This window comes from Gottfriedia luciferensis, assembly GCF_002156865.1.
Classification (GTDB): Bacteria; Bacillota; Bacilli; order Bacillales; family Bacillaceae_G; genus Gottfriedia; species Gottfriedia luciferensis.
On sequence record NZ_NCTA01000002.1, the window covers coordinates 200,849 to 218,228 of the forward strand.

Below are 17,380 nucleotides of genomic sequence, written 5' to 3' on the forward strand. Positions count from 1 at the left end.
TAAAAAGAATGAATATCTAATTATTAATTCTCATTATCCCAAGATTTTCCTGCATTTTTTTACTAAATCACTTTTATCCATTCATATTTCGGTACTCATTAGGGGTCATTCCAACGATTTTTTTAAAGACTTTTCTAAAATATTTATCATCCTGATAACCAATTTTGCCAGCAATTTCATATATTTTTAAATTTGGAAACTTTAATAATTCTTTCGCTTTCTCTATTCGTATCGAAACAATATAATCAGATATATTTACTCCATAAATTTGTTTGAACTTTCGGGAGATATATTCACGGCTTAAATAAAATTTCTCTGAAAATTCCTGAAGCGAAATCTCCTCAGCATAATTTAGTTGAATATAATTTGCAATTGCTTCTATACTATTCAATTCTTTGTTCGTAGGATTATTTTCTTGAATAATTGATTGCATTCTTTCTCTTTGAGTCGCAATATAATCTTCTAATTCAAAATGTCCCTTAGCATTCCAGAATGTTTCTAAATTTACTTCTTGAATATTTTCAAGAGAAAGCTTGTTTATCCAGTGGTTAAGAAAAATTAGAAATTCTTGATGCAATGAATTTAGCTGAACATATGGAAGATAATTTTGCTGGGAAATTCTTTTTCCAAAAAGTTGAATGACTTCATCATAAATATAAATTTCTTGCTTCTCAACCATCTGTTCAAAGCGATTTATTATTTCTACTAAATTTATTAAATTATAATCTTTTATATCTTCAAATGTATAAACAGGTAAATCTCTTTTTTCCAAAATATTTAAATGCTGAAGTACTTTTATAGCTTCATCATAGCCAAATTGAATGGACTCAGTTGTCAGTTTTCTACTATTTGCAAAATGAAAAGGAAAGGGAACAATTGAGGATAATATTTTGGAAATGTAGTGAATAAATTCTGTAAAATTATTACCCCAGTATAGTAATCCAATTTCCTCGTTTTTTTGTAAATTTCGAAATGCAATTCCTTCATTCTGTTTTTGTAAGACTTCATTAACAATATTTAATAGTGCAAAATGGCATAATTCCTCTGGCCAAATATCTTGGAATGTCTCTATATTTCTTAATTTTAGTAATGAAACATGTAAAGGTAATCCTTCTTCATACCCTAACTGATATAACAAATTTTGATTATATTCTTTGCCGAAAATCGCATTTGTTAATTGTTTATCTCTGTATACAGGTAAAACTTCCTGAAGCAATCGAAAATCGTTTAACGCGTCTAATCTTTCTTTCTCCTGTTCATTCCAATCTGAAACAACCTTTACTAATGTTTCATTTAATATATCTGGATCAATTGGTTTTAATAAGTAATCAGAAGCACCGAATTGAATTGCTTCTCTCATATAGTGATAATCATCATAGCCTGTTACGACGATTACTTTACAATTTATACTCTCAGAGTGGAGCCATTTTAATAATCCTCTTCCATCTAGCTCCGGCATCATCAAGTCCGTAAAGATGATTGTTGGCTTTTCATGCTTAATAATATTTTGGGCAATTGCTCCATTTTCTGCTTCTAAAATTTCCGTAACACCAATTGCATCCCAGTTTGCAAGAAGTTTTATCCCTTCTCTAACATGCTTTTCATCATCTATCAGTAAAACTTTCATGATTAATTTCTCCTCTAGTCATTTCAATCGGTAAGATTATTGATACAACAAAATTTTCATACTTCACACTATCAATTTTCAATTGCGCCTTCTTACCATAATAGAATTGAATGCGATCAGAAATGTTTTTTAGGCCAATACTTTCTTGGGTATTCAAACCTTCCACTAAAAGTGATGAAGTAATTTGTTCTAATTCTTCTTTTGATACTCCTTCACCATTATCAGCTATCGTGATCTTTAATGTATAATCAGGTTGCCTTTTAATCGTAATATTTAATGCACCTAGTTTTTGTTGTTTTTCAAAACCATGTTTGAAGAAATTTTCTACAATTGGTTGTAAAATCATTTTAGGCATGATTACTTTTTCTAAGCCTTTTTCAACATCTAAATTATATTCAAATTTCCCATCATACCGTTCATTTTGAAGTATTAAGTAGTCATTGATATGATTAAGCTCATCTTTAAGAGTTACAAAATCTTCATTATTTTTCATGCTATATCTCATAATTTTTGAAAGTGACATAATCAATCGATACACTTTAATTCCGTCGTTCTTTAACGAAAGCGTTCCGATCGACTGCAAAGCATTATATAAAAAATGCGGATTTACTTGAGATTGTAAAACTTTCAATTGATTTGTTTTATTCTCGATTTGCAACTTATATTCTTTTATATATAATTCGTTTAATGTGTCTACCATTGATGTAAAATGTTTTCCGAGTTGTCCAAATTCATCATTACCTAACGAATCAAATGAAACAGCAAGTTCACCTTTTTCTATACGCTGCATATCTCGGATTAATATGCGTATTGGTCGAGTGAAACGAAATGAAACAATAATTGTTAAAATAATGACGAGTAAAACTGAAATTGCTCCGAGTGTTACAGTGATCTTCAACAATTGATTCGAATTATGATAAAGATTTTTATACGGTATACTCTTAATGATTGTCCATTGTTGATGATTGCTATTTATTTTGTCATAAACATATACTCCGCTAAAGTCTTTATCCTTCCAATCAAAACTTGTTTCACCTGATTTATCTGAGCTTATCTTTTCATACCATTTTGTTTTCAGCTTCGTCCCGATTAGCTTTTTTTCAGATGAATAAAGGACTACATTTCCATCCCCCACAACGAATAAGTGTTCTTCGCCTTTTTTATAGATACGATCGAAAATCTCTTTAATCCGACCTAATTCAATATCAATTGATAAGAAACCTAGCCATTGATCAGATGTTACGTTATTTAGAAAATAATGTAATGAAACAACTTGCTTTACAGGTTCTACTCTGAAGTCAGATAAATTATTATAGTTTTGAATCGCATGAGTAGGCTCAATATAATACGAATTTCTTGAATAACTTAAATTTCTGTATGCGCGTATTTTATTGAAATTATATAGCTTCCCTCTACTGCTAACCTTTGCATTGTAAACCGTGTAATCATCCTTACCTTTCGTTAAATACAAATGCAGCTGCTCAATCTCTCTTCTTGAAAAGTATAGACCTAGTAGACTTCGATTAATTTCAGCAGAATTTTGTTCAATATAAGTAGAAGCTCCATTTTCTAAAACAGACAAAAATGGTCTATTACTGTAAATTGACAATGGAATTCCACGAATCTCATTAAAGTAGTTCAATAAATCATTTCCACTACGCTCTAATAAATCATGATTTGTATTTACAAATTCTTTCGTAACTGTGTTTTTAGTATAAAAATAACTAGCTATAATTGATAACCCAAATGGGATGATGGTTGCAATTAATAGCAAGACAATAAGTTTACTTCTAATACTGTTTTTCATGTTAACATCCTTTGCGGAAACGTTTGCATTTTATACATCTAGTTTATCAGAAAGTATAAATTTTACCTATATAAAACTAGGCTAATCATCTATTACATGATTAGCCCTTTTTGTACAGATATTTAAACTAATAGAAAACGCTTGTCTTTCAAGGCGCTAAGACTGACGAGGAGCAGAGTTACCATAGAGGTAATGAGCACCGCAAGCAGGCGTAAAGCGAAGAAAGCGAGCATTTATCAATAGTCTGAGGCTAATCATGTATTCATGATTAGCCTCAATTTAATACTTTATTTTTTTAACTTCATCCAAGTATCTTCAAGAGATTTTAACATTTCGTTAGCAGATTTTTGCTTTCCAATATAAGCTTGCATTGATGCACCAAACTCATTTGTTGCTCCATCTGGGTATTTAAACCAGTTCCAAGATAATGTTTTACCTTCAGAAGAATATTTTAATAAATCGTCAGCGATTGGTCCTAAGTTTTTACCTTCAATTGTGCTTAAAGCAGGGATAAACTTAAATTTCTCTACAATGTATTTCTTACCAGTTTCAGAAGTAACCATCCAATTTAAGAATTTTTTAGCTTCTTCTTTATTTTTAGAGTTTTTGTTAACTACCCAGTTATTTGGTACACCCATTGGTAATTTGTCCATTGCTTCTTTGTCATCATTGATTGGAATTGGTAATACTCCTAAATTCATGTTTGGAGTAATTCCGTCAACCATACCTTGAATCCAGTTTCCTTGTTGGATCATAGCAGCTTTACCTTGAGCAAAGTTTGTAACTTGAGTGTTATAGTCAGTTGTTAATGGGTTTTTATTACCATATTTAATCGTTAGATCAAATAATTTCATGAATTGCTTAAATTTCTCATTGTCTTGAATTTTAACTTTTCCAGAAGAAACATCAGCCATGAATTGATCTGGATCTTCTTGTTGAGCGAAAGGAATATTTAATAAGTGAATTCCTAAGATCCACCACTCACCATATCCGATAGAGAAAGGTGTGATGCCTGCTTTTTGTAGCTTTTCAGCTGCTGCAGTTAATTCGCTTAAAGTTTTTGGTGTTTCTGTAATACCAGCTTTTGCAAATAAATCTTTATTGTAAATAAAGCCATAACCTTCAGTATTCATCGGCATACCATAAAGTTTGCCATCGATTGTCATTGGTTTTTCAGTACCAGGGTATAAATCTTTTACCCAAGCTTGGTCAGATAGATCTTCTAATTTATCTTTCCAAGTAACTGCTTCTTGGAATCCACCGTTGTTAAAAATATCAGGCTCATTACCAGATGCAAACTGAGCTTTTAATGCAGCACCATAATCAGCGCCGCCACCAACTGTTTGGATTTTAACTGTAACGTTTGGATTTTCCTTGTGGTAATCATTTGCCATTGCTTCTAAATCTTTCGCAATCTCAGCTTTAAACTGGAATACGTTTAATGTAACTTTTTTATCCTTTGAATCATTTGAACCTTTGTCTGAAGATCCCCCAGAACAAGCAGAAAATAACATCATTGAAGTTGTTAATGCTGCTGCTACTTTTAGCACCTTTTTCATTAAAATAAACCCCCGTCTCAATATTCTTTATTTTGAATACGCTTTCATTATACATTTAATTAGAATTAATTAATGATAGCTAATATTGACATGATGGGTGGAAAATATTGATAAGCTTCCACCCCATCACACTATTTTATTGAACCGCTCGTAATTCCTTTAATAATATGTTTTTGTGCTGCAAAGAAGAAAATTAATAATGGAGTAATACCTAAAACAAGTCCAGATAAAGCTAAGTTCCATTGTTTTGTATATGCTCCAAAGAAATAGAATGTAGCAAGTGGAATCGTTCTTAACTCCATATCCCTCAATACAAGTGATGGTAATAAGAAGTCATTCCAGATCCATAACGTATTTAAGATAACAATAGTTACTGTAATTGGTTTTAATAGTGGAAAAACAACTTTCCAGAAAACCATCGTCGGTGAACAACCATCAATAATAGCTGCTTCCTCTAACTCAATAGGAATCGTTTTAATAAAACCATGATATAAGAAGATTGATAATGCTGAACCAAAGCCTAGATACATCACTATTAATCCCCAATGGCTATTCATTAAATGAAGTTTACTTCCAACTTTAACCAGTGGTATCATGATTGATTGGAATGGAATAACCATTGCCGCTACAAAGATAAAGAAAATGACATTTGAAATTTTACTTTTTGAACGAACTAATTTATAAGCTGCCATCGAACAGAAAAAGACGATCACAACATTACTAACAATTGTCACGATTAACGAGTTCATTAACGCTTTCCAGAAATCCATAATTTGAATGGCTTGTTGATAGTTTGTAAAATCTAAGCTTTTTGGAAGCGAAGATGTATTTTGTAAAATATCAGCAAATGATTTAAATGAATTTCCTAATACATAATAAAAAGGAACTAAGAAGATGAGAGCAAGTATGATTGCCGCTATTTCTAATATAAAAGTAAGGCCAGTATATCGTTCTTTTAGCATTATGCCTCAACCTCCTTCTTCTTCGTAAGGTAAACTTGAATAACCGAAATTAACGCAACGACTACGAAGAAAACAATCGCCTTTGCTTCACCTAAACCATAACGGTTATTAACAAAAGCCTCAGTATAAATATTTAAAGCCAACATTTCTGTAGACTTAAATGGTCCACCATTTGTTAATGAAAGGTTTGTATCAAACACTTTAAATGACCATGAAATTGTTAAGAATAAACAAACAGTTACAGCTGGTGCTACCATTGGAATAATGATTTTACGTAACACCTGGAATTTATTCGCACCATCAATTTGAGCTGCTTCTATTAATTCCTGTGGTACACCTTGTAGGGCCGCTACATAAATAACCATTATGTAACCTGCACCTTGCCATACCGCTACGATTACAATTGCCCAAAACGCACCTTTTTCTTCACCTAAAAGGGCTCTTTGTAAAAAGTCTGAATGCAATAATTGTCCAATCGAAATTAATCCTTTATTAAAAATGAACTGCCAAATAAATCCTAATAATAAACCACCAATTAAGTTCGGAAGGAAAAAGATTGTTCTTAAAATATTTCTTGTCTTTAATGCTTGAGTCACAATTAACGCTAAACTAAAACCAATCACATTGGTTAAGATTACAGCGAATAATGTATATTTTCCTGTTAAAATAAATGAATGAATAAAATCTTTGTCTTGTGTAAAAATGTATTTATAATTTTCAAGTCCGACCCATTTTGCTGAATCCGCTACTCCATCCCACTCAGTAAATGAATAGAAAAACCCTATTAAAAATGGCGTTAACACGATTGCTGCAAATACAATAGTTGCTGGTCCTATAAACGTAATATAATTTAAAAAATCTCGAAACTTTTTAGAAGATGACTTCTTTGTTGCGACATCTGTTGAAGTTGAATCAATAGCTTTTTTTGTTTCAATCATCTGTAACACCTCCACTAATATCATAAAATACCTCTCCATCTATGAAAACGTATTCATTTGAACAGTAGGGTGGAATATATTGACTAGATTAATTTTTTTGAGGTTGATTTCCGATACAGATAAGAAAAGGCAGGATCAAGGAGAAAGAAAAAGATATTAAAAGACTTTAGAATAATTTTATTGGTTTCCTCTATGTAATTCTCGTCTTATATGTTTTCCCTGCTCTTTCCTGCCCCCTTCCTGCTCTTAATTTCAGAGCCTTTTTATTGTTATTTCAAACAAAAAAAGCTGCAATTAAGCAGCTAATTTCTACATTTTCTTTGAGTTGTTAAACTATATTTTTCCTAAGAACAATAATCTTTTTTGCAATTAAAAATAATACCTTTTAAACGAATTAGGCGGAAGTCAAACTCCTCATTTATTTTTTTGAGAAAAAGAAAATATCACTTTCTCATCGAATCCTTTAATGATTAGCCATAATGCTAAGATCATTTCATTAGCAGCTACTGGCAGAGCCATGATCCCACCTATAACAGAAATTTGGTCAATCGCACCAAACATTACTAATAATGCACAAATAAAAACTAGCAATGCTCCTGACATTCCTAAGATTGATATTGCTCTAGGAACAAGTTTAGTTTTAAAAAATATATAACTGTACATCATTGTATTAATACCTAACATAAATAGTGGACCAAGCATAAATGTCCAATCATGTACTGCTTTTAATAAAGTTCCCGAAGCTTGAAAAGAAACGATATCTGGGGCTCCCGATGCAACAAATTCATGACTTAAAGTTAATAAAGACAATACGCTGATTATCCCAACCGTAATAATAATTGCTTCAAGAAATCTAAAGCAGACATGCCATAGAGCAATTGTTTCATTATACTTTCTTAAAATTGGAAACATTGTTGTGGCAGTACCTATCGCTGATACAACAAGAAATAATTCCATTAGCGCTCCCAATGTCACCTGGTTAGCATGTTCGGAACCTATAACCAAGTAATTTGGACCTTTTAAAATCGGCTCATATAGTTTAAGGCCAATAATAGCCGTAACAGCCGCAAGAATAAACAATACCCCCACAATTTTTGCCGCTCTTTTATTTGAAATCATTTTTTTATCCCCTATCTATTATAAAATCAAAAATGGTAAAGGAATACAAAAAAACTACTTCTATTTTGTTTCGTCAGCGTAAAAGAAAACCTCCTCCAATGATAAGTTAAAGGCGCGTGCAATTCGAAAGGCTAGTTCTAATGATGGGGAATAGTTTCCTTTCTCTAGAGCCATGATTGTTTGTCTTGTTACGCCCACCTTGTCAGCCAATTGCTGCTGAGTCATTTCATTATGATTGAAACGTAATTTCCGTATATGATTGCCGACAAGAACTTTGCCCATTTAAAATCTTACACTCCTCTCTTATAGTGATACAGTTTCGTAACAGAACCAACTACATCCGAAATGAATCCCGATATAATTAGAATAATGAACATAACTTGTGAAGGCTGATAGATGATAAGTGATCCCATTGCAAGAACAAATCCAATAATAAACACAAAAAATGAATTTCGATTAGCTTTTAAATCAATTAATTTATCCAGTTCATCAGCAAATTTTGGTTCTTTTTCTCTAGTGGTAATTCGATAGAAAATGTTAAAAATGATGCTAATTATGATATGCGCGGCAATTGAAATCAACGTTAGTATGAGGACAAAAGAACCCCAAAAACGAAAAGCTTCTGATTCCACCCCGCTATTTGGAAACTGAGGAAACATATACAAGCAATAAGTTATGAAAATGAATATCGCACTAATTATCGATACAATACTCTTCTTTTCTTGGTATGTCATGGTCTACACCTCCTGTAAAGTCACTTTTACATCTGGTAAAGTATTATATGCTTGATGTAAAGCAAAGTTTACATTTTGTTATGAAAATGATTCTTTTGAACAAAAAAAACCACCTTTTCCAAGGCGGTCTACTTCTTAAATCACGAATCTTCTTCTATTAACCCAATCCTTTAGGATTAAATCCGAAACGGTTTTCGCCATCTTCACTATCCAAGCACAAGAAAATAATTAGAATAATTGTACCGATAATAGGAATTAATCCGATTAGTATCCACCAACCACTTTTGCCTGAATCATGTAACCTACGAACTCCAACAGCTAAATTTGGTAAAAAAACAAATAAACCATAGATCCCAGTTATTAATTTATCAATATTTGCAAGGTTTTCTAAAATTGAAAGTATAAGAATAATAATTGCATTAAACAGATAAAACATCCAATACTCTTTTCTTCTTGCTCTACCTTGGAAGACTGCATAATTCTTTATTACTTTTAAATACCATTCCACAATTGATCCCTCCTAAGCAGTTAATATGGTACATTTAAGTCTATTCCTAACCTCAAGTGAACATTATCAATTTTATGAATTTCGTTTTATTATGTAACGTAAAAAAACCGCCTATATACTAGGCGGCTACTGTCATAGATAAATTCTAAAACATAATTTTCAGACTGGTGGAAACATCCTTATTCGTAAATTAATTTCTAAACTCTTGGAACTGGCCCAAATCGATTTTCACGCTCTTCACTTCCAAAACAGAAGAAAATTAGAAGGATAATCGATCCGATTAGCGGAATCAAACAAAGAAAATACCACCAGCCACTTTTACCAGCATCATGTAATCTGCGAACACCGACTGCTATTAATGGTAGTATAGTTGCCAACCCATAGATTCCAGAAAGATAACCGTTCATATTTGCAAAATTTTCTATTAGTGTTAGTAAAATAGTAATAATGACATTGAATAGCATGAACATCCAAAATTCAGTTCTACTCGCTCTTCCTTCAAATACTGCATAATTCTTTAATACTTTTAAGTACCACTGCACTGCTGATCTCTCCTTAGAAGTTAATTTAGTAAACATAAGTATGTAACTAATATTGTAAGATTAACATATTTTAATGACTATGATTTCCTATTATTAGTATTATTTTAAAAAAATTTCTTTTTTGATAAATTTTATAAAAATGTTCTTTATAATTTAACAAAAAAGAACCGCCTTTATACAAGGCGGCTTAAGTGTTTTGATAAATTATTTATTTACATGAGTTAACGTAGCACCATATGGAGTTACATCAAAAAAGTCTCCATAACCAACGACCTTACCACTGCCATTTGCGATGACTGATTTTCTAGACTTCCACGTTGCTCTCCATTGTTTTGGAACGTCTTCGGCACGACGATTTACGATAATATTCATTTTTTTAGTTTCAATTTGTTCCTTAGTCAGATTTTTTGTATCAATTTTTTTAAAGTCTGATAGGATTAAATTTTTTGTTTTATCCGATATCGCACCACTTTGTACAAAAATGTCAAACATTAGTGCATATCCTCTTTTTGTCCATAATCCAAATGTTTTGTAATACTTATCTGTTTGCTCAAAATACCATTTTGAGGCTTTAATTTGTTCGTTAATACACTCTTTACTCTTACCAATTTTTCTAAAATAAGTCTTCCAAGGTTCTACAATTTGATATTTATCATTAGGGTTGCTAATTGATTCTCCCCAAGCAATCTGTTCTTTTATCGATTTGTTCATCATAACATCTTTAAATGTATTATAAGAATCCATATCTCCATTAAATGCTTTTAAAACTATATCATTATGATTCGTTATCATATTTTTCATAATTGGTTGTAATGTATTAGTACCAAAATTTTCTTGAAGAGCACCAAATGATAATCCTGCTCCGTCAAAATTCCCGCTAGTTGCACCAAATCCATCTGATGATGGTAATGATGTTTCATACCATGATGTAATTTCTAATGCCATCTTTTTTATTGAATTACTTGCTGGAAGTTTAACTGGACTGATCATTTGTGAACTTGAAGTTGTCTTCTTTGTAGCAGCTTCCGCTGGTCCAACTATGGTTCCCACAGATAAAACAATCGATGTTGCCAAAATAACATTCTTAATTGATTTTTTCATGATCGTCTACTCTCCCTTACAATTAATCTATTTATCTAGTTAAATTAACTTATTTCCTTTTTATAAACCAAAAATATTATATCACGATAATTTTATTCGTTCTATCCTATAAAATCTTCCAATCCCATTCAAGCCAAACCTTCTCTTAATAAAACAAAAAGCAACTCCACCCTAATACGATAAGGAAGAGTTGCTTATATTCAGCTTTTAATATTCAAATTAAGATGCACTTTTCATCTGAGAATTTCGTTGATCCTTTTGATAATTTACAATAATTATGCCGGAAGTTACCATAATTAAGCCGATGAAAACTAAATATGATAGTACCTCATTAAGCATGATCGATGATAAAATCACCCCAAAAACTGGCACTAAGAATAAGTACATTGATACTTTTCCAACTTGATTATATTTCATTACATTGTTCCAAAGAATAAATCCAACAGCCGATAATAGCGATAAATAAACGAGCATTCCAAATGTAACTAAATCAAAGTGAAATGGAAAAAATCCTGCAGTTAATCCACCAATTAATAATAATCCAAAAGAACCAATCATCATTTGATATGCTGTTAAATAAGCAACATCAACCTTCTTAGCCGCCTCTTTTGCAAGTACGTTACCATAACCCCCAAAGGCCATTGCGATTAATAATAAAATCTCTCCAATTCCTAAATGCAACGAAAGAGTTCCTTTTGTTATATTTACGATGATTACTCCTGCAAATCCTACCGTTACACCAACCATCTTTCGTAAAGTTAAACGATCATTTTTATACATAAAATGTGCAGCTAATAGCTGGAAAAATGAAGTAGTTCCTGCAATTATGGACCCTTGAACTCCAGTTGAAAAACTTAAACCTATATAGAACAAAACATATTGTAAAAACGTTTGAAATAATCCAACTTTCCCTACTGTAAAGAAAGTATTTCGTTGGAAAGATAACTTACGTCCAATAATCGTAAAAAAGATAAAAATTAATAGTGACGCTAAAAAGAAACGGTAGCCTGCGAAAATCATTTGCTTCCAAATCTCATTTTTTTCGATGTTTAAGTGTGCATAGCTTAACTTAATAAATGGAAATGCGCTTCCCCATAAAAAAGTTGTAATAACCGCTGATAAGATTACTCCCAAAGGATGTGTAAAAAATTTTTTTGCAGACATTTTTCCCCTCCATCTGTCTCTCTCTATACAGTACAGTCTATTCTATCATCTAGACTAACATTTATGACAGAAGAATATTTTCAATAAATATGAATTCGACCTTTATCAACGGAAATCTTTCTTTTATCAACGAATCTACATGCTTTATCAACAAAATTTAGTACTATATCAACAAATTCCACACCTTTATCAATAAAATACACATTCTGTTCGTATTTACTTTTTGTTAATCATCAAACTGAAACAAGTACTTTGTGCTTTTATTGAATCCAATTTGAGTTAAATTAAGTGACTTTAACAAATAGGATGCGCTCGAACTTGATGACAATTGCAAGAAATCTCTACATTCACAATTCGATATTGATTGACCAATTAAATAGCCGTAATCATATATTGCCTGAACATGTGCTACCTTTGATTTATGTGAGCACTCACAATACCAACTGCCATGAGCACGCTTCATTATACGAGTAATACAATTTGGACAAAATACTCCTTTAATAATGTCATTTTTATTAATATTGTACTTTTCTAATACATTAGAAATTAAAGGAGTATGATTCTTTAATATAGCTTTAGTTATTTTTCGTTTTTGATTTGTTGAAACTATTTGATTGGTTTTTATTTCATTAAGCATTTGAATTTTTAAAGGAAGATGTTCTGTGTGAAATACGTTTTCAAGAACTTTGGATGTGCGAAGTGTGGTTTTTATAACAGATGAAGTATTGCTAATGATAATAAATGAGTAAATAGGGGGAATATCCAACTTGTGTCTACTAAGGAAACTTATTAGCTCTTTTTGATGACGATTAACTTGTAAAATTGGATTAGGAAAATTTTCTTCATTTTGCCCAAGAACTCGAATAAATTGATGAAAATCCCTGTCAAACATAAGATTACCTAACATATTTTTTATTTCTAATAAAAGAATGTACTTACTTGTGATAATTAAAGTATCAATTTGAAAGAAATGATCCTCACTTTTTAATCTTATATTATGGAAGATACTGTACTCTTTCTTTGGTAAAAAGTTTAAATAATAATCAACTTTTTTCTCACCTACATATCCCGATTTGATCTTCATAAAATCACTTTCAATTGTTGATCGCATCGAATGTTCTTTTGGTAATCTCCTCAATAGTGCTTCTAATTTCAGTAAAGTAATAGGGGGTTTTCTTTCTTTAACAATCAATAACATGCCACTCCTTTTTTGGCCCTTCTTGAATAAATAGCCATTACTAGCTTAATTATCTAACGAAATTACGTTCATATCGCTTTCATTTGTGACTCTTTTACGAATAAATTCAATGAGATTTGCTGTTTATCAACAAATCTACACTCTTTATCAACAAAAATTAGTACTATATCAATAAAAATAATCACTTTATCAACAATTTCCACAGATTTATCAATAAAGTACACAATTTGTTCGCCCTTGCTGCCCTTAAACTCGCACTCCCCCGAAAATCAGAAAAGTTCACGTACATTTCACTTTTAGAAATATTTTTTATCAATAAAGCAAATAATTTCATCACAAATCTTAGAATGTGGTAATATATATTTAATAATAATTATTTTAAATAAGGTTTCTTTGAAAGAAACAACTTAGAGTTTTAAATAAATAGCAAGATCTTATAAAAGCACGCTGCTGTCCAAGGACGGCAGCTTTCGTCGTTTTATAAGGGTAATGAATTTGATTATTTTTCTCAATTGAAATAAGAAAGGGGTTTTTAATATGGAAGCAAGTTCAAAAGTTTCAACAATTCAAGCTACATATGAAGCCGACCATGTACAATCTTCAACTTTCCTTTCAAAACATGGTGAGTTAATTGCTGCTTTAATTTCGGGTGCATTAATTTTAATAGCTTCATTTCTTAAGTCAGATAATTCAACGATTGCAATTTTATTATATGTTTTAGCTTTTTGTATTGGAGGGTATGCGAAGGCAAAGGAAGGTATTGAAGATACAATTGCTGAAAAAGAACTAAACGTAGAAATGCTCATGATCATTGCCGCAGTTGGTTCTGCAGCTATTGGATATTGGACTGAAGGTGCAGTACTTATTTTTATCTTTGCATTAAGTGGTGCGTTAGAGACTTATACTCTTAATAAAACAAATAAAGAAATCTCATCATTATTATCACTTCAGCCACAAACTGCAATACGTTTAAACGACGATGTTGAGGAAGTCGTAAGCATTAAAAGTTTAAACATCGGTGACTATATCTTAATTAAAGCTGGCGAAAGAATTCCCGCTGATGGTCAAATTATTAAAGGCGAAACTTTAGTTGATGAATCAGCTCTTACTGGTGAATCAATTCCTGTTGCAAAAAATATGAAAGATGAAGTTTTTGCAGGGACGATTAATATTAAAGGAACACTTGTTGTTGAAATTACGAAACATAGCGATGAGACTTTATTCCAAAAAATCATTAATCTTGTTCAAACAGCTCAAAGTGAGCAAACACCTTCACAACAGTTCATTGAAAAATTTGAAGGCGTTTATGTTAAAGGTGTTTTAATAACAGTATTAATTATGATGTTTTTACCTCATTTTGCATTAGATTGGTCGTGGAAAACAACTTTTTATCGAGCAATGATTTTATTAGTTGTAGCATCACCATGTGCATTGGTAGCATCGATTACACCAGCTGTGTTATCAGCTATCTCAAATGGAGCTAAATCTGGCATACTTGTTAAAGGTGGTATTCATTTAGAACGTTTAGGTGTATTAAAGGCAATTGCGTTTGATAAAACAGGTACTCTTACAATTGGTAAGCCTGAAGTAACAGGATATGAAATTATCGAAGACATGGATCGAACTGAATTATTATCGATTGTCGCATCAATTGAAAGATATTCTACTCATCCATTAGCCGCAGCTATTGTTGATTACGCAACAAAGCAAGGAATAACGATTTCTTCATCTTTTGAGCAAATTGATGACCATGCTGGCTTTGGTGTATCAGCCGTATTAAATGGTTCTGAATACCGAGTTGGTAAAAAAGAATTTGTTTCAATGAAACACAATCCACTTGTTCAATTTGAGCAACAATGGGAACAAGAAGGAAAGACGTTAGTTTATGTAGGTACACAAGATAAAATAGTTGGTATATTTTCATTAAAAGACTTAGTTCGTAATGAATCAAAGCTTGCTTTAAATACATTAAATAAACTAGGTGTTCAAACAGTCATGATTACAGGAGATTCAGAACAAACAGCTAAAGTAATCGCTGCTGAGAGTGAAATTAACGAATACTTTGCATCATGTCTACCAGATGAAAAAGTAACAATTGTTAAAAAGCTAAAAGATCATTACGGTCAGGTTGCAATGGTTGGTGATGGAATTAACGATGCCCCTGCCCTAGCTACAGCAAATGTAGGGATTGCAATGGGCGGAGGAACAGGCGTTGCTTTAGAAACTGCCGATGTTGTTTTAATGAAAAATGACTTAACAAAAATTTCAAAGGCCATTACTTTATCAAAGCGAATGAATAAAATTGTAAAACAAAATATTATTTTTTCATTAAGCATAATTGCATTTTTAATTTGTTCGAATTTCTTACAAATCATTGATCTACCGTATGGGGTTATAGGTCATGAAGGAAGTACGATTTTAGTAATTTTAAACTCATTAAGATTGTTGAGAGATTAAAAAAAACCGTATCATACAGATTGTATGGTACGGTTTTTCATTATTATTTAATGATAATCATTATGTCCATTAGCAGATCCACTTGTTTTACCTTTTGGATGAGAACTGCTTTTTTGCTTTTTGTTTGATTTATCATTATGGTTTTTCTTATTATTGCTCATTTGTAAAGTCCTCCCTTATTGAAGTCTTTTTTAGTTTATCTAACTAAAGAAAGACTACTCATGGAAGATAACTCCAATACAATAGAAGGAATTATTTCGGATCAATCAATTTTGGTTTAGGTTTTCCGTATTGTCGTTGTTTAATTAATGCATTTAATTCCCCACCGATAATAACTACCATTGAAGATATAAAGAACCAAATCATTAATACAATGATTCCACCTAAACTGCCGTAATGACTTGTAAAATTACCAAAATTGTCTACGTAAAATGCAAAGCCAAATGATGAAATAATCCAACCAATCGTTGCAAATAAAGATCCGAAGAAAACTTTCTTGATATGCACTACTTTACTTGGTCCGATAGAATAAAGAACAGTAAACACAATCATTAAGATAACAAAGCTTAATGACCAACGAATAAAGCTCCAGGTATATAAAAACTCTTGAGATATTCCTAAAAAATCAAAAACAAATTCAGCGATAACTTTTCCAAATACAGGTATTAATAGTGCAAAAACAATTACAAAAATCATTATAATTGTTAAAAGAATCGAAACCCCTCTTGTGACGAAATAGTTTCGTTTATCCTCTACATCATAAGCATCATTAAGAGCTCGAATAATTGCGTTAATACCATTTGACGCGGCCCAAATTGTCGCAATTAACCCAATAGATAAAACGCCACCATGTGATTGGCCAATTATTAATTGTAAATTACTTCGAATAATTGCCATCGCGTCTGGTGGAGCATACTGACTTAAAAACGAGAGTATTTCATTAGTTGAAAGAGGTAAAAAAGTTACGACTTGTGTTAAAACAAGCAGAAATGGAAAAAGAGATAGCATTAGGTAATATGCTAGCTCCGCCGAACGAGATACGATTTCGTCTTCCATACACTTTTTCAATAAATCCCAAACAAATGCTACAATGAAATTCTTTTTGTTAATCAAATTGACACCTTCAATTGTTATTCTTTAGATGTTGTACCTGCCAATAAAATTGATTCAACTTTCTCTTGTACCTCATCTGCATTTTCTGCAGTTATATCCTCAATACCTTCTAAAGTAGCTTCTAATTGCTCGTCAGTTTCTGACTTTTCATTATTTACTTCTAATGCAGTTGCTGAAATTTGAGATTTTCCTTCTTCTAAATCAATTGAATTTTCAATTTTCTTTTCTACTGCATCCGCTGCTTTTTCTGTCACTTTTGAAGTTCCTTTATCAAACTTGTTTAAAGTTGAATCTTTAATTTCGATCCATTTATCTTTAACAAGTTGAACATTTCCTTCTAATTTCTCAACTGAATTTTGTACAACTTTCAATTGATTTCTTACAGCACCTTTTACAATTTCTGGATCTTCCTTAAATTGGTTTAGTTTGTTTGTAACGCTCTTTCCTTTACGTGAGATCTTTTCACGATTTTCTTTATTAAGTAAAGTAACTCCTGCACCAATTGCGACTCCGACTAGAATATTGCGTAAAGCTTTGTTACGTTTTGACAT

17 protein-coding genes are annotated in these 17,380 nt (G+C 31.6%); 1 reads left to right on the forward strand and 16 read right to left on the reverse strand.

The features are described 5' to 3' along the window. Positions 1 to 73 precede the first annotated feature (73 nt). The 14 genes from B7R67_RS03190 to B7R67_RS22010 form a co-directional block, all read right to left on the reverse strand. Positions 74 to 1,627: a response regulator transcription factor gene (locus B7R67_RS03190; RefSeq protein ID WP_088067477.1), complete on the reverse strand. Its 1,554-nt coding sequence runs from the start codon at positions 1,625 to 1,627 to the stop codon at positions 74 to 76. Further along, positions 1,605 to 3,434, reverse strand: coding sequence for a sensor histidine kinase (locus B7R67_RS03195; RefSeq protein WP_088067478.1), 1,830 nt, complete (start codon positions 3,432 to 3,434; stop codon positions 1,605 to 1,607). Before B7R67_RS03195 ends, B7R67_RS03190 begins: the two co-directional genes overlap by 23 nt. Positions 3,435 to 3,721: 287 nt before the next feature. Continuing rightward, complete coding sequence (locus B7R67_RS03200; protein WP_088067479.1) at positions 3,722 to 4,993, reverse strand: ABC transporter substrate-binding protein; 1,272 nt, start codon at positions 4,991 to 4,993, stop codon at positions 3,722 to 3,724. A 131-nt stretch (positions 4,994 to 5,124) separates the two neighbouring features. Then, on the reverse strand, positions 5,125 to 5,955 hold the full coding sequence (locus tag B7R67_RS03205) for a carbohydrate ABC transporter permease (protein ID WP_088067480.1): 831 nt from the start codon (positions 5,953 to 5,955) through the stop codon (positions 5,125 to 5,127). Beyond that, complete coding sequence (locus tag B7R67_RS03210; RefSeq protein WP_235822072.1) at positions 5,955 to 6,893, reverse strand: carbohydrate ABC transporter permease; 939 nt, start codon at positions 6,891 to 6,893, stop codon at positions 5,955 to 5,957. Before B7R67_RS03210 ends, B7R67_RS03205 begins: the two co-directional genes overlap by 1 nt. Positions 6,894 to 7,307: 414 nt before the next feature. Beyond that, entirely contained in the window at positions 7,308 to 8,012 is a 705-nt protein-coding gene (locus B7R67_RS03215; protein WP_088067482.1) for a DUF4386 domain-containing protein, read from the reverse strand. Between the two features lie 60 nt (positions 8,013 to 8,072). Next, the gene (locus tag B7R67_RS03220) at positions 8,073 to 8,294 is read right to left on the reverse strand and encodes a helix-turn-helix transcriptional regulator (RefSeq protein WP_088067484.1); all 222 of its coding nucleotides are present in this window, start codon (positions 8,292 to 8,294) and stop codon (positions 8,073 to 8,075) included. Between the two features lie 8 nt (positions 8,295 to 8,302). Then, positions 8,303 to 8,746 carry a hypothetical protein gene (locus B7R67_RS03225; protein WP_088067486.1) on the reverse strand — a complete coding sequence of 148 codons (444 nt, stop codon included), beginning with the start codon at positions 8,744 to 8,746 and terminating at the stop codon, positions 8,303 to 8,305. A 157-nt stretch (positions 8,747 to 8,903) separates the two neighbouring features. Then, positions 8,904 to 9,254 (reverse strand): DUF805 domain-containing protein, encoded by a 351-nt coding sequence (locus B7R67_RS03230; RefSeq protein ID WP_088067488.1) that lies wholly within the window; start codon positions 9,252 to 9,254, stop codon positions 8,904 to 8,906. 197 nt (positions 9,255 to 9,451) lie between these two features. Beyond that, complete coding sequence (locus tag B7R67_RS03235; RefSeq protein WP_088067491.1) at positions 9,452 to 9,796, reverse strand: DUF805 domain-containing protein; 345 nt, start codon at positions 9,794 to 9,796, stop codon at positions 9,452 to 9,454. 204 nt (positions 9,797 to 10,000) lie between these two features. Further along, a complete protein-coding gene (locus B7R67_RS03240) occupies positions 10,001 to 10,897 on the reverse strand; it encodes a hypothetical protein (RefSeq protein ID WP_088067493.1) in 897 nt (298 codons plus the stop codon). A 219-nt stretch (positions 10,898 to 11,116) separates the two neighbouring features. Beyond that, entirely contained in the window at positions 11,117 to 12,061 is a 945-nt protein-coding gene (locus B7R67_RS03245) for a DMT family transporter (RefSeq protein WP_088067495.1), read from the reverse strand. A 226-nt stretch (positions 12,062 to 12,287) separates the two neighbouring features. After that, the gene (locus B7R67_RS03250; protein WP_158095007.1) at positions 12,288 to 13,253 is read right to left on the reverse strand and encodes a nuclease-related domain-containing protein; all 966 of its coding nucleotides are present in this window, start codon (positions 13,251 to 13,253) and stop codon (positions 12,288 to 12,290) included. Positions 13,254 to 13,327: 74 nt separating this feature from the next. Further along, positions 13,328 to 13,483, reverse strand: a complete 156-nt coding sequence (locus tag B7R67_RS22010; protein WP_158095008.1) for a hypothetical protein — start codon at positions 13,481 to 13,483, stop codon at positions 13,328 to 13,330. Between the two features lie 313 nt (positions 13,484 to 13,796). Here B7R67_RS22010 and B7R67_RS03255 point away from each other — a divergent pair, with 313 nt between their 5' ends. Further along, entirely contained in the window at positions 13,797 to 15,716 is a 1,920-nt protein-coding gene (locus B7R67_RS03255; protein WP_088067499.1) for a heavy metal translocating P-type ATPase, read from the forward strand. A 252-nt stretch (positions 15,717 to 15,968) separates the two neighbouring features. Here the strand turns inward: B7R67_RS03255 and B7R67_RS03260 are convergent, their stop codons facing one another. Both B7R67_RS03260 and B7R67_RS03265 read right to left on the reverse strand, forming a co-directional pair. Then, positions 15,969 to 16,829 (reverse strand): YihY/virulence factor BrkB family protein, encoded by an 861-nt coding sequence (locus B7R67_RS03260; RefSeq protein WP_235822073.1) that lies wholly within the window; start codon positions 16,827 to 16,829, stop codon positions 15,969 to 15,971. 17 nt (positions 16,830 to 16,846) lie between these two features. Continuing rightward, positions 16,847 to 17,380: a hypothetical protein gene (locus B7R67_RS03265; protein WP_088067501.1), complete on the reverse strand. Its 534-nt coding sequence runs from the start codon at positions 17,378 to 17,380 to the stop codon at positions 16,847 to 16,849.

Excerpts from the sequence above, each read along its gene's own strand:
- B7R67_RS03200 (WP_088067479.1), bottom strand. The coding sequence starts at position 4,993 with ATGAAAAAGGTGCTAAAAGTAGCAGCAGCATTAACAACTTCAATGATG.
- B7R67_RS03215 (WP_088067482.1), bottom strand. The coding sequence starts at position 8,012 with ATGATTTCAAATAAAAGAGCGGCAAAAATTGTGGGGGTATTGTTTATT.
- B7R67_RS03225 (WP_088067486.1), bottom strand. The coding sequence starts at position 8,746 with ATGACATACCAAGAAAAGAAGAGTATTGTATCGATAATTAGTGCGATA.
- B7R67_RS03210 (WP_235822072.1), bottom strand. The coding sequence starts at position 6,893 with ATGATTGAAACAAAAAAAGCTATTGATTCAACTTCAACAGATGTCGCA.
- B7R67_RS03205 (WP_088067480.1), bottom strand. The coding sequence starts at position 5,955 with ATGCTAAAAGAACGATATACTGGCCTTACTTTTATATTAGAAATAGCG.
- B7R67_RS03255 (WP_088067499.1), top strand. The coding sequence starts at position 13,797 with ATGGAAGCAAGTTCAAAAGTTTCAACAATTCAAGCTACATATGAAGCC.
- B7R67_RS03245 (WP_088067495.1), bottom strand. The coding sequence starts at position 12,061 with ATGTCTGCAAAAAAATTTTTTACACATCCTTTGGGAGTAATCTTATCA.
- B7R67_RS03190 (WP_088067477.1), bottom strand. The coding sequence starts at position 1,627 with ATGAAAGTTTTACTGATAGATGATGAAAAGCATGTTAGAGAAGGGATA.
- B7R67_RS03195 (WP_088067478.1), bottom strand. The coding sequence starts at position 3,434 with ATGAAAAACAGTATTAGAAGTAAACTTATTGTCTTGCTATTAATTGCA.
- B7R67_RS03265 (WP_088067501.1), bottom strand. The coding sequence starts at position 17,380 with ATGTCAAAACGTAACAAAGCTTTACGCAATATTCTAGTCGGAGTCGCA.
- B7R67_RS03240 (WP_088067493.1), bottom strand. The coding sequence starts at position 10,897 with ATGAAAAAATCAATTAAGAATGTTATTTTGGCAACATCGATTGTTTTA.
- B7R67_RS03220 (WP_088067484.1), bottom strand. The coding sequence starts at position 8,294 with ATGGGCAAAGTTCTTGTCGGCAATCATATACGGAAATTACGTTTCAAT.